At 65.3% G+C, this 23,423-nt stretch carries 20 protein-coding genes; 5 read left to right on the plus strand and 15 right to left on the minus strand.

Annotated elements, in window-relative coordinates:
* Window positions 1-2: 2 nt before the first annotated feature.
* Both EXZ48_RS23700 and EXZ48_RS23705 read right to left on the minus strand, forming a co-directional pair.
* Window positions 3-707, minus strand: coding sequence for a L,D-transpeptidase (locus EXZ48_RS23700; RefSeq protein WP_023513967.1), 705 nt, complete (start codon window positions 705-707; stop codon window positions 3-5).
* A 14-nt stretch (window positions 708-721) separates the two neighbouring features.
* Entirely contained in the window at window positions 722-1,765 is a 1,044-nt protein-coding gene (locus EXZ48_RS23705; protein ID WP_130518748.1) for a murein L,D-transpeptidase family protein, read from the minus strand.
* Between the two features lie 369 nt (window positions 1,766-2,134).
* Between EXZ48_RS23705 and EXZ48_RS23710 the strand changes: the two genes are divergently transcribed.
* Window positions 2,135-2,551 (plus strand): helix-turn-helix domain-containing protein, encoded by a 417-nt coding sequence (locus EXZ48_RS23710; RefSeq protein WP_023513969.1) that lies wholly within the window; start codon window positions 2,135-2,137, stop codon window positions 2,549-2,551.
* A 6-nt stretch (window positions 2,552-2,557) separates the two neighbouring features.
* On the opposite strand, the gene EXZ48_RS23715 is transcribed toward EXZ48_RS23710, so the two are convergent.
* Window positions 2,558-3,127, minus strand: coding sequence for an SCO family protein (locus EXZ48_RS23715; RefSeq protein ID WP_130518749.1), 570 nt, complete (start codon window positions 3,125-3,127; stop codon window positions 2,558-2,560).
* Window positions 3,124-5,412 carry a heavy metal translocating P-type ATPase gene (locus EXZ48_RS23720; RefSeq protein WP_130518751.1) on the minus strand — a complete coding sequence of 763 codons (2,289 nt, stop codon included), beginning with the start codon at window positions 5,410-5,412 and terminating at the stop codon, window positions 3,124-3,126. The genes EXZ48_RS23715 and EXZ48_RS23720 overlap by 4 nt, the downstream gene beginning before the upstream one ends.
* Before the next feature lie 533 nt (window positions 5,413-5,945).
* Between EXZ48_RS23720 and EXZ48_RS23725 the strand changes: the two genes are divergently transcribed.
* The 4 genes from EXZ48_RS23725 to EXZ48_RS23740 all read left to right on the plus strand — a co-directional run bounded on the left by EXZ48_RS23725 (window position 5,946) and on the right by EXZ48_RS23740 (window position 10,913).
* Window positions 5,946-7,046, plus strand: coding sequence for a carboxynorspermidine decarboxylase (locus tag EXZ48_RS23725; protein ID WP_050745801.1), 1,101 nt, complete (start codon window positions 5,946-5,948; stop codon window positions 7,044-7,046).
* A gap of 35 nt (window positions 7,047-7,081) precedes the next feature.
* Window positions 7,082-8,320: a saccharopine dehydrogenase family protein gene (locus EXZ48_RS23730; protein ID WP_130518753.1), complete on the plus strand. Its 1,239-nt coding sequence runs from the start codon at window positions 7,082-7,084 to the stop codon at window positions 8,318-8,320.
* Between the two features lie 127 nt (window positions 8,321-8,447).
* Window positions 8,448-9,305, plus strand: a complete 858-nt coding sequence (locus tag EXZ48_RS23735; protein WP_130518755.1) for a LysR family transcriptional regulator — start codon at window positions 8,448-8,450, stop codon at window positions 9,303-9,305.
* A gap of 204 nt (window positions 9,306-9,509) precedes the next feature.
* Window positions 9,510-10,913: an amidohydrolase family protein gene (locus EXZ48_RS23740; RefSeq protein WP_130518757.1), complete on the plus strand. Its 1,404-nt coding sequence runs from the start codon at window positions 9,510-9,512 to the stop codon at window positions 10,911-10,913.
* Window positions 10,914-10,970: 57 nt separating this feature from the next.
* On the opposite strand, the gene EXZ48_RS23745 is transcribed toward EXZ48_RS23740, so the two are convergent.
* From EXZ48_RS23745 to EXZ48_RS23795, 11 genes are all read right to left on the minus strand, one after another.
* Window positions 10,971-12,023 carry a sulfate/molybdate ABC transporter ATP-binding protein gene (locus tag EXZ48_RS23745; RefSeq protein ID WP_130518759.1) on the minus strand — a complete coding sequence of 351 codons (1,053 nt, stop codon included), beginning with the start codon at window positions 12,021-12,023 and terminating at the stop codon, window positions 10,971-10,973.
* A gap of 18 nt (window positions 12,024-12,041) precedes the next feature.
* Window positions 12,042-12,905: a sulfate ABC transporter permease subunit CysW gene (gene cysW / locus EXZ48_RS23750; RefSeq protein WP_023515838.1), complete on the minus strand. Its 864-nt coding sequence runs from the start codon at window positions 12,903-12,905 to the stop codon at window positions 12,042-12,044.
* The gene (gene cysT, locus EXZ48_RS23755) at window positions 12,895-13,758 is read right to left on the minus strand and encodes a sulfate ABC transporter permease subunit CysT (protein ID WP_050745796.1); all 864 of its coding nucleotides are present in this window, start codon (window positions 13,756-13,758) and stop codon (window positions 12,895-12,897) included. Before cysT ends, cysW begins: the two co-directional genes overlap by 11 nt.
* A gap of 5 nt (window positions 13,759-13,763) precedes the next feature.
* Complete coding sequence (locus tag EXZ48_RS23760; protein WP_023515840.1) at window positions 13,764-14,789, minus strand: sulfate ABC transporter substrate-binding protein; 1,026 nt, start codon at window positions 14,787-14,789, stop codon at window positions 13,764-13,766.
* Window positions 14,790-15,033: 244 nt separating this feature from the next.
* Window positions 15,034-16,347 carry an FAD/NAD(P)-binding protein gene (locus tag EXZ48_RS23765; protein WP_165909398.1) on the minus strand — a complete coding sequence of 438 codons (1,314 nt, stop codon included), beginning with the start codon at window positions 16,345-16,347 and terminating at the stop codon, window positions 15,034-15,036.
* A 69-nt stretch (window positions 16,348-16,416) separates the two neighbouring features.
* On the minus strand, window positions 16,417-16,881 hold the full coding sequence (locus EXZ48_RS23770) for an Rrf2 family transcriptional regulator (protein WP_130518763.1): 465 nt from the start codon (window positions 16,879-16,881) through the stop codon (window positions 16,417-16,419).
* A 63-nt stretch (window positions 16,882-16,944) separates the two neighbouring features.
* A complete protein-coding gene (locus EXZ48_RS23775; protein ID WP_130518765.1) occupies window positions 16,945-18,300 on the minus strand; it encodes an FAD/NAD(P)-binding protein in 1,356 nt (451 codons plus the stop codon).
* 153 nt (window positions 18,301-18,453) lie between these two features.
* A complete protein-coding gene (locus EXZ48_RS23780; RefSeq protein WP_130518766.1) occupies window positions 18,454-19,953 on the minus strand; it encodes an amidohydrolase family protein in 1,500 nt (499 codons plus the stop codon).
* Window positions 19,954-20,025: 72 nt separating this feature from the next.
* Entirely contained in the window at window positions 20,026-20,865 is an 840-nt protein-coding gene (locus EXZ48_RS23785) for a transporter substrate-binding domain-containing protein (RefSeq protein ID WP_130518767.1), read from the minus strand.
* Window positions 20,866-20,911: 46 nt separating this feature from the next.
* Window positions 20,912-22,108, minus strand: coding sequence for an amidohydrolase family protein (locus tag EXZ48_RS23790; RefSeq protein WP_130518768.1), 1,197 nt, complete (start codon window positions 22,106-22,108; stop codon window positions 20,912-20,914).
* 24 nt (window positions 22,109-22,132) lie between these two features.
* Window positions 22,133-23,392: an FAD-binding oxidoreductase gene (locus tag EXZ48_RS23795; protein WP_207900477.1), complete on the minus strand. Its 1,260-nt coding sequence runs from the start codon at window positions 23,390-23,392 to the stop codon at window positions 22,133-22,135.
* Window positions 23,393-23,423 lie beyond the last annotated feature (31 nt).

A 23,423-nucleotide genomic window follows, 5' to 3' on the forward strand; every position in this document is an offset into this window, starting at 1 on the left:
AGTCAATAGGCCGCAGCGACGGCGGCGGTGCCGAGCACCAGGATGGGCGTGCCGTTCTGCACGCGGTTGTAGAGATCGATGACATCCTGATTCAGCATGCGCACGCAACCGGAGGAAACGGACTTGCCGATCGTCCACCATTCCGGAGACCCGTGGATGCGGTAGAGCGTGTCTTCCTTGTTCTGGAAGATGTAGAGCGCGCGGGCACCGAGCGGGTTCTTCAGGCCCGGCTCCATGCCGCCGTTCGCGATGCTGTAGGGCTGCAGTTCCGGCTGGCGGGCGACCATCTCATCCGGCGGGGTCCAGCGCGGCCATTGCCGCTTGTACTGGATGACGCCGCGGCCCGCCCATTCGAAGCCGGCGCGGCCGAGGCCGACGCCATAGCGCATGGCCTGGCCGTCCTCGTAGGTGAGGTAGAGAAAGTGGCTGGACGTATCGACGACGATGACGCCAGGCCGCTCGCCGGTCGGGTTCGGCACCATCTGGCGATAGAAGCGCCGGTCGATCTTCTGGTAGGGAATGGCCGGAAGCGGGAACTGCTCGTCGGGCTTCGGCCCGTACATGGCGGCGTAGATGCTGGTATCGACCGGTTCGGGTTCGATGGCGACCCGCTCGCGCACCGGCGTCGTGCAGCCGGCCAGAACGGTGGTTGCCAATCCTGCCCCGCCAAGCAGGAAGGATCGGCGGCTTACGCTTTCACCAGTCAATACATGTCCTCACGTCAATCGTCATAGGGATCGGCCAGCGCGGCATCGGGCCGGCTGACCGGATATTTCGTGCGCGAGATACGGGCGGCCATGCCCTTCGCACCTTCTTGCTTCAGGAGCGTGCGGAAGCTTGGATGCATGCCACCGTCCATGTAGGCAAAGCTCGACACCGTCGTCGTGCTGGCAAGCGCCGCATCCAGCTTCTTCTGTTCCGCGCCGAGCTTGGCAACGAGATCGGTCGTCGCGTCGCCCAGCGTCGCCGGGCACTGCGCCAGCGGATCGCTCGGTTCGCCGTCCGCGAACTCCTTGTTGAAGACATAACGGCCGCCGCAGACGGAGACCTTCGGCTGCTTGCGCGTGAAGGCGAAGGCGTCATAGCCTTCCTTCAGCGTGCGCCAGAAGGGCATGTTCGGGTCGCCACGATGTTTGGCCATGTTCTGCGTCGTCATGCGGAAGGGATAGGCCTGCACCTGGAAGCGCTGCTGCCCGCCCTCCAGCGCCCGCTGCACGATGGCGTAGATCTCGCCGACACCCTGGTCGGTCATTGCGTAGCAGCCCGAGGACGAACATGCGCCATGCACCATCAGCGCCTCGCCGGTGTAGCCGAGCGCCGATTCCAGCCTGTTCGGATAACCGAGGTTGAAGGAGACGTAATATTGCGAGTTCGGGTTCAGCATGCCGGCCGAGACATGGTAGAAGCCCTCAGGCGCCTGGCGGTCGCCACTCTTGGTCTTCGGGCCGAGCTTGCCGGACCAGCGGCACATCGGATAGGTCTTGAACAGCGCATACTGGCCGCTCGTATCGACCTTCCAGACCTCCAGTTCGCTTTCCTGCTTGAAGATGCGCACCAGCACGGGGCTTTCCGGCCGCATCTTCTTCTTCGACATCTCGGCTTTCACCTTGCTGGAAAGCTCCGGCGCCTCGGCCAGCGAGGCGACATCCATGGCCATGCAGCCGGCAAGCAGGCTGCCGGCGACAGTGGCGGCGGCAAGCCGTGCAAGAAGCGGCAGGCGCAGGCGGGCGGTTTCACGGAAGAGACGGTGGCGAAGCGCAAACATGGTTCGTTTTCGGTTGTTAGAGGTCCGGGCACGCCGGCTCGAAAGCGGCGCATCTCGGGGTTCAGATTCCAAGCGATTGCTTAGAACTTCGTTAATCTTGTGACCGTGACCGGCCTCAGTGCGGCGTCATGCCCCGGCAAACGCCCCGAATCCGAAGCACCAGCCGCCGCGGCGAGCATAAAACCTCAAGCAACTTGAGCATCAAGGCCCGTTTTGCCGAATTTCGCCGCCCGGCGATCACACGGCGAACAACAAATCGTTAGCAGATACTTTCCGGGGGCACCGGACGGGGCGAAAGGCAAAGAAGACTTGATTTGCCGGCGCTTCCGGCACATCTCTCACCCAGGTATATTTGATGAGGCAGAGACGATGCTGACGATCGGCGATCTTTCCAAGGCCACGGGCGTCAAGGTTCCGACCATCCGCTACTACGAACAGATGGGCCTGCTCTCCCATGCCGAACGCTCGGAGGGCAACCAGCGGCGTTATTCCAGCGAGGAGCGCGAGCGCCTGGCCTTCATCCGCCACGCCCGCGATCTCGGCCTCACCATCGACGCCATCCGCGAGCTGATCGACCTCAGCCAGCACCCTGAGCGACCCTGCCACGATGCCGACCGCATCGCCGCCGAGCAGCTTTCCACCGTGCGGCGCAAGATCGCCCGGCTGCGCAAGCTGGAGGCCGAGCTGGAGCGCATCACCAGCCATTGCCATTCCGACCAGATCCGCGACTGCTACGTCATCCGGGCACTGGCCAACCACGACCTTTGCCACGACGAACACGATTGAGCGTGCTCAGGAGCCCGCAAGAAGCCTCAGCTTCTGGAGCTGCGTTTCGCGCGGCTCGTGCATATCCAGCATGCCCTGCAGCCGCCCGTCCGCACGGATGAGGAAGAGGCCGGCGGTGTGGTCCATCGTGTAGCTGTCCGAGGCGGTCGGCACCTTCCTGTAGAAGGCCGAAAAGGCGTCCGCCGCCGCTTTCGTCTGCGCATCATCGCCCCGGAGCGCGATGATGCGCGGATCGAAGGAGGTCATGTAGAGCTTCAAGAGGTCCGCCGTGTCCCGCTCGGGGTCGATGGAAATGAAGAGCGGCGTGATGCGATCCGCCGCCGGGCCGATGTCCTTGAGCAGCCCCGACAGTTCGAAGAGCGCAGTCGGGCAGACATCCGGGCAATGGGTGAACCCGAAGAAGACGAGATAGGGCTTTCCGGCCAGAGCGGCGGAGCGGAACGGTTTGCCGTCGACGGTCTCAAGCTCGAAGGCACGCCGTTTTGCCGTCTCGCCGGAAGGCGCCTTTGCCGCGACCGTCACGGCGACGATCGCGGCAAGACCTGCGGCAAGGGCAAGAAGCGTCCGGCGCCTCATCCCTTGATCGGCCGCAGGAGGCGCAGCGCATTCAGCGTGACGAGCACGGTGGCGCCGGTATCGGCAAGGATCGCCGGCCAGAGGCCCGTGATGCCGATGACGGTCGTCACGAGGAAGACACCCTTGAGGCCGAGCGACATGACGATGTTCTGGACGATGTTGCGCATCGTGCGCTGCGACAGGTCCGTCATCAGAGCAACGTCGCCGACGCGGCCGTGCAGGATGGCGGCATCGGCCGTCTCCAGCGCCACGTCGGTGCCGCCACCCATGGCGATGCCGATATTGGCGGCGGCGAGTGCCGGGGCGTCGTTGATGCCGTCGCCGATCTTGCCGACGACATACCCTTCGCGCTGCAGCTCGCCGACGATGCGCTGCTTGTCCTCGGGCATCAGCTCGGCGCGGACCTCGATGCCGAGCTTCGCGCCGACGGCCCTCGCCGTGCGGGCATTGTCACCGGTCAGCATGACCGTCTTGATGCCGGCATCCTTCAGCGCCTTGAGGCCGGCAGCCGCATCCGGGCGCGGCTCGTCGCGCATGGCGATGGCGCCGGCGAGCACGCCGTCGATCACCAGCATGGAGACGGTCTTGCCGTCGTCGTTGAGCGCGGCGGTGGCGGCCTTCACCTCGTCGGAGAGCGCGACCGTCTCGGCGACGGCCTTGGGCGAGCCGAGGAAGACCTCCCTGCCCTCGACGGTGGCGGCGACACCCTTGCCGCCGAGTGCCCGCGAGCCGTTCGCGACCGGCGGCACGATGCCGCCCTCGGCCGCCTTGCCGAGAATGGCGAGCGCCAGCGGATGGCTGGAACCGGCCTCCAGTGCGGCGGCAAGGCGCAGCACCTCGTCGGCCGGGGCCGCGAAGGCGACGATGTCGGTGACAACAGGCTTGCCCTCGGTCAGCGTGCCGGTCTTGTCGAAGGCGATGGCGGTGAGCTTGCCGAGGCCTTCCAGCACCGCGCCGCCCTTCATCAGGAGGCCGCGGCGGGCACCGGCGGAAAGCGCGGCGGCGATGGCCGCCGGCGTCGAGATGACCAGTGCGCAGGGGCAACCGATGAGCAGAACGGCAAGCCCCTTGTAAACCCACTCGCTCCAGACGCCGCCGAAGAAGAGCGGCGGGATGACCGCGACGAGCGCGGCGACGACGACGACCCCGGGCGTGTAGTATTTGGAGAAGCGGTCGATGAAGCGCTCGGTCGGAGCCTTGGATTCCTGGGCCTCCTCGACCAGCTTGACGACGCGGGCGATGGTGTTGTCCGCCGCTGCCGCGGTGACGCGCACGCGCAGGGCCGCATCGCCGTTCACCGTGCCGGCAAAGACGGTGTCGCCGACCTCCTTGCGCACCGGCGTGCTTTCCCCGGTCACGGGTGCCTCGTCGATGGAACTCTCGCCGTCGATGATCGTGCCGTCGGCGGAAATGCGGTCGCCGGGACGCACGAGAATGACCGCGCCGACGGCAAGCGCCTCGGCCGGCACTTCCGTCGTCCGGCCACCTTCCTCGAGAAGCGCGGTCTTCGGAACAAGAGCGGAGAGCGAGCGGATGCTGTCGCGCGCCTTGCCGGCTGCAACCCCCTCCAGCAGTTCACCGACGAGGAAGAGGAAGACCACGGCCGCCGCTTCCTCGGTCGCATTGATGACGACCGCGCCGACGGCGGCGATGGTCATCAGCATTTCGATGGAAAACGGTGTGCCGGCCAGCGCGGCCATGATGGCCCGGCGGGCGATCGGCACGAGGCCGATGAACATGGCGACGACGAAGGCATAGGTCTCGATGGCCGGAAAGAGATGGCCGATGCCGTAGGCAACGACGAGCGCCGCGCCGGCAAAGATCGTCAACCGTCCCTTCTTGCCCTTCCACCAGGGCCCTTCGGAGGGACCGTGGTCGTGGCCATGCAGCCCCTCGACAACCGCCGCCTTCGGCTTGTGATTATGGCCGGCATGGTCGTGATCCTCATGATCATGATCGTGGCCATGCGCATGGTCATGGGGATGATCGTGGTCATGTCCGTGCCCGTGATCGTGGTTGCAGCCGGGACCATGAACATGTTTTGCGACCGGCTTTTCCGCGACGGCCGCAGCCGGCGTCACCGAATAGCCGAGACCGGAGACCTTGCGGCGGATCGCCTCAAGATCGCTGGTCGCATCGTGCTGCACGCGCATGGTGCCGGCGGTAACGGAAACGGAAACCTCCGAAACCCCCGGCATACGGCGCACGGCGGTATCGATCTTGCTGGCGCAGGACGCGCAATCCATGCCGCCCACCCGGAACCGGGTCTCTTTCACATCGGACATCGTACATTCCTCTTCAGTCTCGTGAGGAGGTTCTACGACCTCTAGCGACTAGAGGTGCAAGAGCGAAAAAAGCAAAATTCCGCAAAAAGAGGTGCATTGAAATCCATGGCCACGCTGTGCTAGAGAGCGCCCACTTATTGCAGGTTTCATCTGCTGGTTGGGGAGGACGCCATGTCTTGCGACGCCCTCTTCCAATCGGGGATGGGCTCGGTCGACGCCCCCCGAACGGAAGAACGCTTTTCGATGTATGCCCCGGTGGCATGCTCTGGCCTTGACGCCGTTGCGCCGACCCGCCCCGTGCGGCCGGTCAAGGCCCCGCGTCTGCCTGCTCTTTTCCCGACGAGACACCACGAGCGTGGCAACAGCGCGAAAGCGCTGTCATATCGCCGTGTCCGGACGACGATACCGTAATTTCCGGTTTTCCTTTCTGAAATCCACGCGAGAGCGGAGGCCTGCGCCTCCCTCGCCTCGCGTTTCTATCGCGTTGCCGGCTTTTGCCGGCAACCGGCACACCCCGAGAAGACAGGTCCAGCATGTCCCTGACGACACCCTATTATCTGATCGACAAGTCGAAGCTGCTCGCCAACATGGAAAAGATCGCGCTTCTTCGCGAACGCTCCGGTGCCAAGGCGCTCCTGGCGCTGAAATGCTTCGCCACCTGGTCGGTCTTCGATTTCATGCGCGACTACATGGACGGCACGACCTCCTCCTCGCTGAACGAGGTGCGCCTGGGCCACGAACGCTTCGGCAAGGAGACGCATGCCTATTCCGTCGCCTATGCGGACTATGAGATCGACGAGGTCGTCAGCCATGCCGACAAGATCATCTTCAACTCGATCGCCCAGCTCGACCGCTTTGCCGACAAGGCTGCCGGCATCGTCCGGGGTCTGCGCCTCAATCCCGGCATCTCCTCCTCGAGCTTCGATCTCGCCGACCCCGCCCGCCCCTTCTCGCGCCTCGGCGAATGGGATGTGCACAAGGTCGAGCCGGTCATGGACCGCGTTTCCGGCTTCATGATCCACAACAACTGCGAGAACGGCGATTTCGACCTGTTCGACCGCATGCTCGGCACGATCGAGGAGAAGTTCGCGCCGCTGCTGAAGAAGGCCGAATGGGTGAGTCTCGGTGGCGGCATCCACTTTACCGGCGAAAACTATCCGCTGGAAAAATTCGCCGAGCGGCTGAAGCGCTTTTCCGGCGAATACGGTGTTCAGGTCTATCTGGAGCCGGGCGAGGCCTCGATCACCAAGTCGACCACGCTTGAAACGACAGTGCTCGACCTTCTGAACAACGGCAAGGACCTCGCCATCGTCGACAGTTCCATCGAGGCCCATATGCTGGACCTTCTGATCTACCGGGAGAAGGCCAAGCTTTCCCCGAACACGGGGCCGCACCGCTACATGATCTGCGGCAAGTCGTGCCTGGCCGGCGACATCTTCGGCGACTTCGATTTCGAGAACGAACTGAAGGTGGGCGACCGCATCTCCATTCAGGATGCGGCCGGCTACACGATGGTCAAGAAGAACTGGTTCAATGGCGTGAAAATGCCGGCGATCGCCATCCGCGAACTGGATGGCGAGATCAAAACCGTCCGTGAATTCACCTACGCGGACTACGAAGAAAGCCTCTCCTGAGGCGTCCTGACGGGTAGAAGGAGATATCCCCCGAAATGAAGAAGAACGTGCTCATCATCGGCGCCGGCGGCGTCGCACAGGTCGTGGCGCACAAATGCGCCCAGAACAACGACGTGCTCGGCGACATCCATATCGCGTCGCGCACCAAGGCAAAGTGCGACAAGATCATCGCGTCGGTCCATGAGAAGAAGGCGATGAAGCAGGCCGGCGTGCTCGAAGGCCATGCACTCGACGCCCTCGATATCGAAGCGACCAAGGCGCTGATCGCCGCCACCAAGTCCGAGATCGTCATCAATGTCGGCACCGCTTTCCTCAACATGTCGGTGCTGCGCGCCTGCATGGATACGGGCGTCGCCTATATCGACACCGCGATCCACGAAGAGCCGGGCAAGATCTGCGAGACCCCGCCGTGGTACGGGAACTACGAGTGGAAGCGCGCCGCCGAATGCGCGGAGAAGGGCATCACCGCCATCCTCGGCGCCGGTTTCGATCCGGGCGTCGTCAACGCCTATGCCAAACTCGCCAAGGACGAATATCTCGACACGGTGACCGACGTCGACATCGTCGACATCAACGCCGGCAGCCACGGCAAGTACTTCGCCACGAACTTCGACCCGGAAATCAACTTCCGCGAATTCACCGGCGTCGTCTATTCCTGGCAGAACGGCCAGTGGCAGACCAACAAGATGTTCGAGATCGGCAAGGACTACGACCTGCCGGTCGTCGGCACGCGCCGCGCCTATCTCTGCGGCCATGACGAGGTGCATTCGCTGGCCAAGAACATGGACGGCGCCAACGTGCGCTTCTGGATGGGCTTTGGCGACCACTACATCAACGTCTTCACCGTGCTGAAGAACCTCGGCCTTCTTTCCGAGCAGCCGGTCAAGACCGCCGAGGGCCTCGAAGTCGTGCCGCTGAAGGTCGTCAAGGCCGTGCTGCCGGATCCGTCCTCGCTCGCCCCGAACTACGAAGGCAAGACCTGCATCGGCGACTACGTGAAGGGCCTGAAGGACGGCAAGGAAAAGACCGTCTTCATCTACAACGTGGCCGACCACAAGGAGGCCTATGAGGAAGTCGGCTCGCAGGGCATCTCCTACACCGCCGGCGTTCCGCCGGTCGCCGCCGCGATGCTCGTCGCGACCGGCGAATGGGACGTGAAGAAGATGGCAAACGTGGAAGAACTGCCGCCGAAGCCCTTCATCAACCTCTTGAACCGCATCGGCCTGCCGACCCGTATTCAGGATGAGGATGGCGACCGCGCCGTCAGCTTCTAAGACCGACAAACACCGGCCGCGTTCTTAGACGCGGCCGGTTCCCGCCTGCCCACGCCCATCCAATCGTTGTGGAAACCGTCCCGACCGATTAGGAGGGAAACATGGCCCAACCAGCGGCAGCGGAAGAATGAATCGTTACCCCATGTTCAGCCCGCAGCTTTTGATCAGCTTCGTGGCGGTCTGCGAAACCGCGAGCTTCACGCGCGCGGCCGACCGGGTGTCGCTGTCGCAATCGACCGTCAGCCAGCAGGTGCGCCGGCTGGAGGAACTGCTCGGCAAGGCGCTGTTCGAGCGCACCTCGCACGAAGTGCATCTCACCGAGGAAGGCATCAAGCTGCTCAGCTATGCCCGCCGCATCATCGCACTCAACGAGGAGGCGCATGATGCGCTGGCGGGCCCGTGGCGCGACGGAGCGCTGCGGCTCGGCATGCCCGAGGATTTCACCGTGCCGACGGTGGACCTGCTCGCCGCCTTCAAGCGCGAACATCCGCATCTCCGGCTCGACGTCACCAGCGGGCTCAGCCCCGACCTACACCGCGCCTACCAGCAGGAAGAGCTCGACCTCGTGCTCGTCAAGCAGCGCCGGGTGCACCTGCCGCGCGCCGCGCGACCGGAGCCGCTGCTCTGGCTCGACAGCAAGGCGCATCCCGCCATCGAGCAGTCGCCGGTGCCGATCGCGGTCTTCCCGGTGAACGGCCTTTACCGCGAGGAACTCTGCGGTGCACTCGACGGGCTCGGCATCCGCTGGCGCGTCAGCTACAGCGGCGGCGGCCTTGCGGCGCTGGCGGCAGCCTCTGCCGCGGGGCTCGGCATCAGCCTGCTGCCGGCAAGCTGCCGCCTGCCCGCGCACCGCGTCCTCGGCGCTGCCGAGCGCCTGCCGCCGGTCGACGATTTCGAGCTCGCGCTGTTCTACCGAGACACCGCCACGCCCGTGGCGCTGGATCTTGCAGAACGACTCATCGCCTTCTGCCGGCTGGTGCGTTAGAGCATTTCCAGCCGAAGCGGGATCGCTTCGGCGTCGGACAATGCGGAAAAAACAAATAGACAGAGCTTTTCCGGTGGACACGGGTTCGCCGGAAAAGCTCTAGCCCCGTCATTGGAAAATCGAATAGCCAGCATTTTCAAATGTCGCTGCCAACAGGCGCCTGCGTTTCCTAGAATGGCACCATCCATTCCAGACGAGGAGACGATGTTGCAGCACGCCGTATCGCAGAGCCGCAGGGCTTTTCTGAGCCGCACCGGCCAACTCACCACCGCGGCCGCCGTCGCCGGCCTGGCCGGCGGCATGAGCCGTGAAGCCGCAGCCGAGACGACCGATTGCGGTCAGGAGAATGCCGTGACGTCCGTAGGAGACAATCACTACCTGCTCGCCGACGTCCGGCTGGAGGAGGGTTTCGAGAAGGACGGCGACGTTATCGTCGCCACGCGCACGGCGCTCTACACGCTGGAAATCAAAGACGGCAGGATCGCGGCGCTGCACGGTGCCGGCGCAACCTTGCCTGTGGGCCTGCCAACCTACCATGCGAACGGCCAGCTCGCGCTGCCCACCATGCGCGACATGCATATCCATCTCGACAAGACCTTTTACGGCGGCCCCTGGCAGGCGCCCCGCCCGCGCCAGGGCAAGACGATCATGGACATGATCGCGCTGGAAGAGAAGCTGCTGCCGCAATTGCTCCCGACCTCCGTCGAGCGCGCCGAAGGCCTCATCGCCCTCGTGCAATCCAAGGGCAGCACGGTCGCCCGCAGCCATTGCAACATCGACCCGGTCAGCGGCCTGAAGAGCCTGGAACACCTCAAGATCGCGCTGGAAAAACACAAGGACGACTTCGTCTGCGAGATCGTCGCCTTCCCGCAGCACGGCCTGTTGCATTCCAAGGTCGACGGGCTGATGCGCGAGGCCATGCAGCTGGGTGTCGAGTATGTTGGCGGCCTCGATCCGACCAATGTCGACAGCGCCATGGAAAAGTCGCTTGACGCCATGTTCCAGATCGCGCTCGACACGGGCAAGGGCGTCGATATCCACCTGCATGAGACGAGCCCGGCGGGTGTCGCGGCGATCGACTACATGATCGACACGGTGGAGAAAAACCCGGCCCTGAAGGACAAGGTGACGATCAGCCACGCCTTCGCGCTGACGACGCTGTCTCCGGAAAAGCTGGAGGAGACGGCCGCCCGGCTTGCGGCGAACGGCATGACCATCGCCTCGACCGTGCCGATCGGCGGGCTGATGATGCCGCTGCCGCAGCTTGCCAAGGCGGGTGTCTTCGTCATGACCGGCACCGACAGCGTGATCGACCACTGGTCGCCCTTCGGCAGCGGCGACATGCTGGAAAAGGCCTATCTCTACGCCCAGCTCTATCGCGGTTCGGACGAGTACCACCTGTCGCGTTCGCTCGCCATCTCGACCGGCGGCGTGTTGCCGCTCGACAAGGACGGCAATCGCGCCTGGCCGAAGGCCGGCGACGAGGCCGGCTTCTCGCTGACGACGGCAAGCTGCTCGGCCGAAGCCGTCGCCCGCCTGCCGGCCCGGACCGCAACGTTCCACAAGGGACGCCTGGTTTCCGGCGGTGTTGGCAAGGCGTCGAGCTGACACCCACCCACCGCCGTCATCCTGACAAAGAGGCCGGCGCCCTGCGCCGGCCTTTTCTTATTCCGCAAACATCTTCCAGCGTGTCGGGCGGAAGCGGATGGTAGCGCCGGTCGCGGCGGTCGCTTCCAGCGGCACCTCGATCTCGACATGGTGCGGCGCGCCGGGCTTGCCGATGTCGAGATCGGCGATGCGGGTGCCGGCAAGGCGGCGCGAGGTGGCGACACGGCCTTCGAGCGCAGGCGCAGCGGCATCGTCGACGAGGACGACATCCTGCGGGCGGAAGAAGAGCGTGCCGGTGCCGGAGGTGATGTCGCTCCCGCGCGGGGCGATGCCGATCGGCGTCTCCTGGAAGCGGACCGCGCCATCGGCCACCTGGACCGGCAGGCTGGCGCTGTCACCGATGAAGGAAAAGACGAAGGGCGAGTTGGGGCGGTCGTAGACGTCGTCCGAGGACCCGACCTGCTCGATTGCGCCCTGGCTCATCACCACCACGCGGTCGGCGAGTTCGAGCGCCTCTTCCTGGTCGTGGGTGACGAAGACGGTGGTATGTCCGGTGCGGTCGTGGAACTCGCGCAGCCAGCGGCGCAGCTCCTTGCGCACCTTGGCATCGAGCGCGCCGAAAGGCTCGTCGAGCAGCAGCACCTTCGGCTCGATCGCCATGGCGCGGGCGAGCGCCACGCGCTGCCGCTGGCCGCCGGAAAGCTGGTTCGGATAGCGCTTTTCGAGGCCCGAGAGCTGCACCATCTCCAGAAGCTCGCCGACGCGGCGGCGGATTTCCGCCTTGTCCGGCCGCTCGCCACGCGGTCGCACCGTGAGGCCGAAGGCGATGTTGTCGGCGACCGTCATGTGGCGGAAAAGCGCATAGTGCTGGAAGACGAAGCCGACATGGCGCTCCTGCACCGTCTTGTGGGAAGCGTCCTCGGCTCCGAAATAGATTTCTCCGAGCGTCGGCTGCTCGAGGCCGGCAATGAGGCGCAGCAGCGTCGTCTTGCCGGAGCCGGAGGGGCCGAGAAGCGCGATCAGCTCACCGGAGCGGATGTCGAGCGAGACATCGTTCAGCGCCGGGTATCGATCGAATTCCTTACGGATGTTTTTTACACTGACGTCCATACGGGCGTGCCTTTCAGGTCAATGCTTGCGGCCGGCGGCGATTTCCGCGCCGTAGTGAAGTTCGAGCGCCGTCTTGACGACGAGCGTGACGAGGGCGAGCGCGGCGAGGAGCGAGGCCACCGCGAAGGCGGCGACGAAGTTGTACTCGTTGTACAGGATCTCCACATGCAGCGGCATCGTGTTGGTGAGGCCGCGGATATGGCCAGAGACCACCGAGACCGCCCCGAACTCGCCCATGGCGCGCGCATTACAGAGCAACACGCCGTAGAGCAGGCCCCATTTGATGTTGGGCAGCGTCACGTACCAGAAGGTCTGCCAGCCGGACGCGCCGAGCGACAGGGCCGCCTCCTCGTCGCCGGTGCCCTGCTCCTGCATCAGCGGGATGAGTTCGCGCGCGACGAAGGGAAAGGTGACGAAGACGGTGGCCAGCACAATGCCCGGCACGGCGAACAGGATCTCGATGCCGTAGCTCTTGAGCCAGGGACCGAGCGCGCTGCCGGCGCCGAAGAGCAGCACATAGACGAGGCCGGAAATGACCGGCGAGACCGAGAACGGCAGGTCGATCAGTGTCGTGAGGAACGCCTTGCCCTTGAATTCGAACTTGGCGATGGCCCAGGCCGCCGCCACGCCGAAGACGAGGTTGAGCGGCACGGCGATGCCGGCGACGAGCAGCGTCAGGCGGATGGCGGCCATCGTGTCGGCATCGCCGAGCGAGGTAAAGAACTCGCCCGCCCCCTTGCGGAAGGCCTCGATGAAGACGGCGACGAGCGGCAGGATGAGGAAGAGCGCCAGGAACAGGAAGGCGAGCGCCATCAGACTGTAACGGGCGAACGGCGCTTCCGTCGTCGGGGAGCGCAGGCGGCGGGAGGTCTCATGCGCCATGGCCATACCTCCGGCGGTTCCAGGCCTGGATGAGGTTGATGACGAGCAGCATGGCGAAGGAGATCCCCAGCATGATGGTGGCGATCGCCGTCGCGGCGCCGTAGTTGAACTCTTCCAGGCGGATGACGATGAGCAGCGGCGCGATTTCCGAGACGTAGGGAATGTTGCCGGCGATGAAGATGACCGAGCCGTATTCGCCGACGCCGCGGGCAAAGGCCAGCGCAAAGCCCGTGAGGATCGCTGGCGCAAGGCCGGGCAGCAGGACCCGGAAGACGGTCTGGAAGCGATTGGCGCCGAGGGTCGCGGCCGCCTCCTCCACCTCGCTGTCGATCTCCTCCATGATCGGCTGCACCGTGCGCACCACGAAGGGCAGGCCGATGAAGACGAGCGCGATGACGATACCGGTCGGATTGAAGGCCGCCTTGATGCCGACGAGGTTGAGGATCTGGCCGATCCAGCCGTTCGGTGCATAAAGCGCGGCGAGCGCGATGCCGGCGACGGCCGTCGGCAGCGCAAAAGGCAGATCGACGATGGCATCGACGATGCGCCGGCCGGGGAACTCGTAGCGCACGATGACCCAGGCGACGATGACGCCGAAGACGACATTGACGAGTGCCGCGATGAAGGCCGTGCCGAAGGAGACCTTCAGGGCGTTGAGCGTGCGTTCATCGGCGAGGATTGCGAGAAATTCCGCACCGGACAGCGAGGCCGACCGCCAGACGAGGCCGGCGAGCGGGATGAGGATGATGAGGGTCAGGTAAGCGAGCGAAAAGCCGAGCGTCAGTCCGAAACCCGGAATGACACTCGGCTGTCTCAGTCGCCACCGCCCGGAAGCAGCAGCAGATGTCGTCAAAGGTTTCAGTTCCCCGGCTTGTAGATCTGGTCGAAGACGCCGCCATCACCGAAATGCTCGGGCTGTGCCTTCACCCAGCCGCCGAAGATCGGGTCATCGATCGTCACCAGCTTAATGTCGGGAAGCTGTTGCAGCAACTCCGGCTTGACCACCTCGCGCTTCGAGGGCCGGTAGAAGTGTTTCGCCGCGATGTTCTGGCCTTCCTCGGAATAGAGGTACTCCAGATAGGCCTCGGCCTGCTTGCGCGTGCCCTTGGCATCGACATTGCCGTCGACCACCGTGACGGGCGGCTCGGCGAGGATCGAGATCGGCGGAGCGACGATATCAAAGGAGTCCGCCCCGAATTCCGCGCCGGCGAGATAGGCTTCGTTTTCCCAGGCGAGCAGCACGTCGCCGATCTGGCGCTGGGCAAAGGTGGTCAGCGAACCGCGGGCACCCGTATCGAGGACCGGCGCACGCTTGAAGAGCTCGGCGATATAGGCCTTGATCTTGTCCTGGTCGCCGCCGAACTCCTGGTTTGCCCAGGCCCAGGCTGCGAGATAGTTCCAGCGGGCGCCGCCCGAGGTTTTCGGGTTCGGAGTGACGATCTGCACGTCGCCCTTCACCAGGTCGCCCCAGTTCTGGATGCCCTTTGGGTTGCCCTTGCGCACCAGGAAGACGATGGTCGAGGTGTAGGGCGCCGAATTGTTCGGCAGGCGGGTGCGCCAGTCCTTGTTGATCTTGCCGGTCTTTTCGACGATGGCGTTGATATCGCTTTCGAGCGCCAGCGTCACCACGTCCGCTTCCAGCCCGTCGATCACCGCGCGGGCCTGCTTGCCGGAGCCGCCATGCGACTGCTGCACGGTGACGTCTTCGCCGGTCTCTGCCTTCCAATGCTTGGCAAAGGCCTCGTTGTAATCCTTGTAGAGTTCGCGCGTCGGGTCATAGGAGACGTTGAGCAGCGTCGTCTCGGCGAACGCCCCCGTCACCCCGCCGAGCGCAAGCCCGACACCCACGATCAAAGCCCCGAACCGTTTGGCCAATATCGACATCTCCAACCTCCTTGGATTTCTATCCCACATAAACCCTAGTGAATTAGTAGAGTTAGTCAACAATGCCTCTGCAACTCGCAAAACGGGTTTCAAACCGGCCGGAAGCACGCAACGGACGACCTGTGGATTCCGGCAGGCAGCGAACATTTCATCCGGCCAATCCGTCCTCGCGCGCAAAAAGCATCCGCGAAAAACCGCCGGTTTCGCCGCCTCGCCCAAACTTTTTTTCGCTGCGGGTGCGCCGTCAGCGCTGCGAGACGTGGGCAAGGCCCTGCGTCTGGATATCGAGAACCGCCCGGTAGGCCTGCCGCACCGTTTCGGCAAAGGTGAACGGGCCCGGCCGCAGGCTGGAGGCGACGGCGCCCACGACGGACAGGCCGCACAGCACCTCGTCGTGACTGACGAGGCGACCGCAATCGTCGACGGTGAGCGCCGCAACGTCGCGGCCGAGCAGGCCGGCAAGTGCCCGGGCGGAGGGGGTCTCGCGACAGTCGATGGTGTTTTCGCCGGCGGATTTCGGATCGCAGGGCGGCACGAAGCGGGTGCGGCCCGTTTCGAACTCGCCGGCAAGGCGGCGATGGATATCCAGGGCGATGCGGACGGAAAAGTGCCGGTGCAGGCGCAGGAGATGGCGCCGGTAGTGGTTGCGTTCCGCCTGGGGCAGATGGCGCCAGACGACGGACAGGCGGGCGGAAGCGGCATCGACGACGGTCTGCCAGCCGCCGCCCTGCGCTTCCGCGGCGCTACATTCCCTGCGGATGTAGCGGAAGGCGTCCTTCAGGGAACGGGTGGCCGGCGGCACGCCCAGCGTCACACCGCCTTCGCCGTGACCATGCGGTTGCGGCAGGCGGCCCGCCGCAGCGGCGACATGGATTTCGCCGGCATACCCCCCTGCCCTCAGATCGAGCAGGATGGCGGCAAGGCGCGGCCCGTTGCCGACCAGCGTCAGCGGTGATGGAGCCTTTGCCTGCGACAGCCGTTCGGCCGCCGCCCGCGCATCGCGCCAGGACGCGGCCTCGCGCTGGGCAATGCCGAAACCGGTGGCGACCACGACATGGGCGAAATCCGCTTGCTCCCCGTCGCGAAACGCGACACGCAATCCTTCCCCGCAAGCGCCGATATGGCGCACGGTGCCGCGGAACGTGCGGATGCGCACGTCCCGGCGCAGGCTCAACGCCTCGGCGAAGCGGACCATGACATAGTCACGGAACAGGCTGCGCGGCACATGCAGGTCCTGCGCCCCACGCAACGCCGAGACGACACCGCCGGAGAGCAGACCCGTTTTCAGCCAGTCGCAGAAATCCTCCGGGCGATCCGGCACGACGGAGAGATCGCGCGCCGGCTCCGTCGTCAACGCCCTGCCGGCCGCGCCGTCGGCGAAAGCACCCGGTGCGTCCTCGGCGTCGATCAGCCAGGCCTCGAAAGGGCGGTGGAACCGCCGCATCAGCGCGATGGTCGTGGCAAGGCCGGACGGACCGGCACCGATCACCGCGATGCGCATCACCGACAGGCCTGCCGGCCGCGTGCCTTCTTCCCTGACGGCCCTTTCGAAGAACATGCGCTGTCCTTTCCCTCGCGACGATCCGAGACGCCTGACCGCCATGATAGCGCAGCGTCCGGTAATTTTCTACCTTTTTACTAGAATAATTGACGGACGTTCACCGTCCAGCCTGTCGGCAGGATCGGACAGGACGTCCGCGAGCGTCGTGCCGTCGAGGATTTCGCCGGATGCGACGGCGACCTTCGCAAAGACCCGGCGCACGGCGCAAAGGCGCTCGTCGCGGCAATCATCGCAGCGACGATGCCCGCCATTGCCAAGGCAGGCGAGCGGAACGAAGGGGCCTTCCAGAATGCGCAGGACCTCGCCAAAGGCGATCTCCTGCGGCGCCCGCAGCAGATGATAGCCGCCGTGCTGGCCCCTGCGGCTGGCAACGAGACCGGCATGCTTGAGGTCGAGCAGGATCTGCTCGAGAAACTTTTTCGGGATCGCCTCGCGTGTGGCGATGGTGCCGATCTGCAGGGTCTCGCCCGGGCCGGCACGCGCCAGCGCGATGAGCGCACGCAGGGCATATTTGGATTTCAGCGCGATCATCGCGTCAGGCCACGCGCGGCGGGCGTGGAGCCGGCACGCCGCTCGGGGCGCCGGAGCCCGTCGTCATCCGGCGACGACCTCGGCATTGATGCTCGCCGCGACGGCGCGCGCCTGGACGCGGATATCGGGAACGGCCGTGATCTCCCAGCTGTGGCCGGCAGTGAGCGGGCCAAGGGCGTAGAGGCGCGCCCTGCCGGTACCCTCGCCGGCACGAACCGCAGCCCTGTCATCGACAAGGATGCCGAGGCCGTGCGGATCAGACTGGAGGAGGCCGTGCGCGGCAAGGCTCGCCAGCAGCGGCGAGGCGGCAACCGTACATCGATCGAGGCCGGTGCAGTTGACGGCGAGATGGGCCGCCAGCGGCGTACCGTCGCGGAGAACGGCGGCAAGCCGGCCGTCCTTGAGATGCAGCGCCTCCAGCCGACCACGGTGGATGACGAGCTGCCCGGACCGGCGCAGCGCCGCAATCTCCTCGGCGACGGCCGGAGCCATGCGGTGACGGTGGACATTCCAGAAGGAGGCGGCATGGCGCAGGAAGCGGTTGCGCTGGCCGGCGCTCCAGCCCTTCCAGAGGTCCTGCGTGACCGGCCGAAGACCGTCCATGACGGTGCGCCAGTCCGACGCCGCCTCGGCCTGCCGGCGCAGGGCCGCAAGCATCGTGCTGACCTCACCCCCGCCCGGAACAAGCGCCGTCTCCACCGGATCGGCCCGGCGGGCAAGATGCGGCTGGGGCAACAGGCCATGCCGCGACAGGGCGTGCATGGTGCCGCGGAAGCCGCGGCGCTTGAGCAGAAGCAACTGGTCGATGGTCGTAAGGCCCGTGCCGATGAATAGCACGTCCGCATCCGCCGGCAGGCGCTCCCACCAGGCGTCCGCCCAGGGATCCTCGACGACGAAGGGGCGCGCTGCGGACGGGACCATATCCTCCGGCAGGGGCAGGCGGCGCGTGCCGGCTCCCGTGCAAAGCGCCGAGACGCGCGCGGACAGTCGCCCGCCGTCGGAAAGCGTGAAGACGAGACCGCCGTCCTGCCCGGCTTCCGCCGCCAGCGCCTCGGCATCGACGAGAGTGATCGCGGCACGGTTGCCGGTGCGCTTCATCGCCTCGTCGAGGCAATCGCGCACATAGGTGCCGTAGATGCGGCGCGGTACGAAGTCGTCGGCCGACCAGGGGTATCCCTGCCCGGCAAGCCAAGCGAGGAAGTGGTTCGGCCGGTCGGCGAAAAGGCTCATGCGGCCAGCCGGCACGTTGAGGAGATGGCATTCCGCCTTGGTGGAATAGGCAATGCCCCGCCCCTGCCCGGCGGCCCTGCCGACAAGGGTGACCTTCGCCGTGGGCGGCAGGAGATCGACGAGGTTCAGCGCCAGAGCGACCGCCGAATAGCCCGAGCCGATGATGGCCACATCCGTTTCAAGCGTCATGCATTCCCTCCTGCGAAGACCGTGCCGACACTCTAGCGAGGTTTATACAGTAAATCTATAGACTATTATCAATCCCTATCTTCGATGAGGAAACGCCTGGAATGCGGCACAGGTTCCGGCTGTTCTTTTGCCGCCGGAACCTGTGCCCGGGCCTTAGCTTTTCCGGCCGAGGCGTGGATAGGCCGCGGAGAAAATCTCCTCGACGGGAGGATGGCCGTAGGTGCGTTCGGGATAGCGGGCCAAGAGGCCGTCGAACTGGCGCTGTGCCCGCGCCTGCTCCGCCTTGGCGTCGAAACCGGGGATCTGGCCACCGACCATCACGAAGCGACCGTCGATGATCACATCGGTGACATCGCGGCCGGAGCTCGACATCATCAGGGTCTGAATTGGATCGATGACATGGCCGATACGATCGTGTCCCATGTCGATGACGATGATGTCAGCCTTCGAGCCGGGTTGCAGACGTCCGAGATCGGGCCGCCGCAGGGCATCCGCGCCGCCGAGCGTTCCGGCGTCGAAATAGTGTTCGGAGCGTACCGTCTCGATCGAACCGTCCGTGACCCGCGAAAGCAGCATGCCGACCTGCATGTTCTGGATGAAATCCGGCGGCCAGGTGTCCGTGCCGAGGCCGATGCGCACGCCCATGTCGCGGAACTTCGAAAAGCTGTCCATGAACCCGCCATGGCGACCCGAGACGATAGGGCAATGCACCAGCGTCGCGCCGGAATTCTTCAGGATATCGAGGTCGCGGCCCGGGCGATCGACATTGCGTGTGCCCGCGACATATTCGCCGTGCGGCAGCAGCATGCGCTCGTTCAGCACGCCGAGGGCATCCATCCATTCCAGCGGCGTCATGCCGTAGGTGCTGGTGATGCGGTCGAATTCGAGCCCGGACTGGCAGCTATGCTGGCGGATCGGGATATCGAGATCGCGGCCGGCATCCGCCGTGCGGCGCAGCATCTCCGGCGTGTTGGTTTCGAGGCGGTCGGGCGCCAGCATGGCGCGCACCAGCGGCGAGGCCAACCCTTCGATGCGTTCGGCAAAGGCGAGCGATTCGGCAAGGCTGCGGAAGCCGCGCTCCTCGTCGTAGAAGAAGGCGATCTTGCCGTTCTCGTCGACATAGCTGTTGCCGGAGCGGTAGGCCGGGCCAAGATAGACGCGCAGGCCAAGCGCATGCGCCGCATCGGCGGCGGCGGAGAATTCCGCATCCGTCTCGCCCCATTCACGGTAGAACAACGAGGCGATGGGCAGTGCGGTGGTGATGCCGTTGCGGATGAGCTGGGCGAAGGCATAGCGCTTCTGGAACGCCAGCTCTTCCTGCGTGTACATCTCGTAGGCGCGGTCCATGTAGCTTTTCGGCCAGACCCGGCCCTTCTTCCAGGACGGCTGGTTGTCAAAGGCGAGCACGGTCGTGTCGAGGTCGGAAAGCGCGTCGAGATCGATGAAGCCGGGCGAGAGGATGGCATTGCCGTAGTCGATGCGCTCGGCGACCTCCCCCGGATAGTCATGCCCGACGAAGACGACCTTGTCCCCCTCGAAGACAACGACGCCGTCGTCATAGATCACATGGCGCCCATCGCGGTGGCCGACGACCCAGCGGGCGGTGAGAAGGACCGGACCGTCGATGCGGCCGGAAGCGGGAAGTGTCGTCATGATGCTCGTCCTGTCGTCCTGTCAATCATGCACGGGCCGCGCGTTCACGCGGCCCGGCCTTTCCATGCCGAATTACTTCTTCGGCGCGATATCGCGCTTGAACCATTTGACGGCGAGGCGCGACAGCGTTCCGTCGGCGATCGCCGCGTTGATCGCCTCATCGAACTTCGCCTTCAGCTCGGTATCCGCCTTGCGCAGGCCGACCGACTGGCCGCCGCCGAGCGGGCCGCCGGTGAACTCGGTGCCGGCGAAGATCACCTGATCGGCACCGATCTTCTCCAGCGTCCGGTCGAGCGCGACGGGGGACGCCATCACGCCGTCGATGCGGCCGGCCTCAAGGTCGAGGTCGTGCTGTTCCGTCGACTTGTATTCGCGGAACTCGATCCCCGGAAACAGTTCGGCCATGATCTGGCCGGCGGTCGTCGCACCCTGGCCGCCCATGACGGTGCCTTCCATGAAGGGCAGCATTTCCGCAGCGGCGGCCTTCGCCGCCTCCTTGTCCTTGCCCATGTCGACCTGCTTGCCGACAGGCATGTTGGCGAGCGGCGAATCCTTGCGAACGAGGAAGGCGGCCGAGCCGGTGCCGTAGTTGCGCGAGAAGGTAATGACCTTTTCCCGCTCCTCGGTCTGCAGCATGCCGGCGACGATGGCGTCGAACTTGCCGGCGTTCAGCGCCGGGATCAGCCCGTCCCAGTCCTGCACGACGATCTCGCACTTGACCTTCATGCGCGGGCAGAGATCCTCCAGCATGTCGATCTCGTAGCCCGCCAGCTTGCCGCCGGCTTCCGTGAAGTTCCACGGCGCATAGGCGCCTTCCGTCGCGATCGTGATCGTGCGCTCCTCGGCCTGTGCCGCGGATGCTCCGAGGATCACCCCGACGGCGATGACTGTCTTACCAAGCGACTTCAACATAATGGCAACTCCTCCTAGCCTATGTTTGAAAACCTTCACCCTTGCCTCAGGCCGCGACGAGCGCGCCGTCCCGGGCAACCGCAACCCCTTTCCGGTAAACCGCCCGGCGAACCGGGCGGGATGCCACGGCATCAGCCGGCGTCTCGGCATCCACGAGCAAGAAGCTCGCATCGCAACCGGCCGAAAGGCCGTAACCCTCGATGGCCATCATCGCCGCGCCGCCATAGGTGCACAGGCGGAGCGCCAGCTCGATGTGGACATCGTTGATGAAATCGTTGCGCTGGGAGACGATCGCTGCCCGGTCGAGCATGTCGGCATTGCCGAAGGGCTGCCAGGTATCGCGCACGCCGTCGCAGCCCGAGGCGATGTTGACGCCCATTTCCGCAAGATCGAGCACCGGGGGGCGCGGGCTTGCCGCACCGCCCTTGGTCATCAGGTGCACGCCGGCCTCGGCCATCATGCCGCCGAGCCGTGCCAGCGGCTTATCGGCGAGCATGCCGAGGCAGAAGCCGTGGCTGACGGTCACCCGGTTCGCCATGCCGAGCGCTTTGGTGCGCTCCACGATCAGCTCGATCGCGAAGACGCCGAGCGAATCGGGCTCGTGCAAGTGGATGTCCACCGGCTTGCGGTAACGTTCCGCGAGAGCGAAGACCGTGTCGAGATGGCCCTTCGGATCGCGGTCGACGCCGGACGGGTCGAGCCCGCCGACCACGTCCGCCCCCTCGCGCACCGCCCGGTCCATGAGTTCCAGCGTGCCGGGGCGGATCAGCATGCCGCTCTGCGGGAAGGCGACGATCTCGATATCGACAATATCGCGGTAACGCTCGCGCGAAGCCAGCACGCCCTCGAGGCCGGCAAGGCCGTATTCCGTATCGATATCGACATGGGTGCGGATATGGGTGGTGCCGTTTGCGACGGAACGCTCGATCTGCGCGGCGGACTGGCGCTGCGGATCGATGCCGAGCTCGCGCTTCATGCGGCGCTCGTTCTCGATGAGGTCGATCAGTTCGAGGCCGACATCGTTGCGATACCAGGGCATGCCGATGAGGGTCTTGTCGAGATGGGTATGGGCGTCGACGAGGCCCGGCAGCAGCAGGAGCCCTTCGCCGTCCACCACGCGCATCCCGCCAAAGGCGCGGGAACCGTGCGGGACGATTTCGGCAAAACGCCCGTCCCTGACGACGACATCCTTCGCCGCCTCGCCATTCGGCCGCACATTGATGAGAACGAACTCTTCCCGCATTGCTGTCTCCAAATCTCCAGAACGTCAGCCAAACCGGCTCATTGCGTAGGGTGCCGGGTCGGCGAAGGGCTTTTCGCCCGTCATCATTTCCGCCAGAAGCCGCCCGGTGGCCGGGCCGAGCGTCAGGCCGTGATGATTGTGGCCGAAGGCGAACCACAGGCCCTTGTGGCGCGGCGCAGGGCCGATGATCGGGCGCATGTCGGGCAGACAGGGCCGTGCGCCCATCCACGGCGCCGGCTCGACGCGGCGGCCGAGCGGAAAGATCGCACGGGCATGGGGCTCCGTCTGATCGACCTGAACGGGCGTCGGAGCCTCGTCCCGCTCGGCGAACTCGATGCCGGTGGTGAGGCGAATGCCCTTCGTCATCGGCGCCAGCAGGTAGCCGCGCTCGACATCGACGACGGGATGATTGAGCACGGCATCGCCCGCCGGCTCGATATGCACATGGTAACCGCGCTTGACAGCGAGCGGCACCCGATAGCCGAGCCGGCGGTAGACCGCATCCGACCAGGGGCCGAGCGCCACCACGGCCTCGCGGGCCCGCACCGCGCCGCCATTGGTGCGGATGCTCCAGCCGCCCTCCCCCTCGGCAAGGGTCGACGCATCGGCCTCGACGATCTCGCCGCCCTTGCGGACGAAAAGGTCGGCATAGTCCTTCACCAGCCCGCCGGGATCGGCGACCGTCGCGGGATCGAGCCAGTGCACGGCACCGGCGAAGCTGCCGGCAAGATGCGGCTCGCGTGCCTGCAGGTCCTTCGGCCCGAGAAAATCATAGCGGATGCCGAATTCATCCAGCGCGCGGGCGGCGACCTTGGCGGCGGAAAAGGCCTTTTCCGTACGGTAGGCCTCCATCCAGCCGGTGCGGCGGGCGCGGTGCAGGATGCCCGCCTCGGCCATCAGGTTCGTATGCTCGGTGACGGAGCGCTCGATCAGCGGCAGCATGTCCATGGCCGCCCGGCGTAGGCGTCGGCTGGACGATTCGAACCAGAAGCGGGCGATCCAGGGCAGGAGCTTCGGCAGGAAGGTCCAGCGGAACCGCACGTCGGCGGAGCGGTTCGTCGCATATTTCAGGAGGGTCGGGATCTCGCGCGGGAAACCATAGGGAATGACGCTCGCCCGCTCGATGAGACCGGCATTGCCGTAGCTCGTCTCCTCGCCCGGCGCGCGGCGATCGACAAGCAGCACGGACTTTCCGCGCTTCTGCAAATGCAGGGCCACGCAAACACCAATGATGCCGGCACCAAGCACGAGCACATCTTTGTCGGGGCGATCTATCGGGGTCATGGCAGAAATCCGTTCTGGAGGAGAGAGAATG

This window comes from Shinella sp. JR1-6 (genome assembly GCF_004284735.1).
Taxonomy (GTDB): domain Bacteria; phylum Pseudomonadota; class Alphaproteobacteria; order Rhizobiales; family Rhizobiaceae; genus Shinella.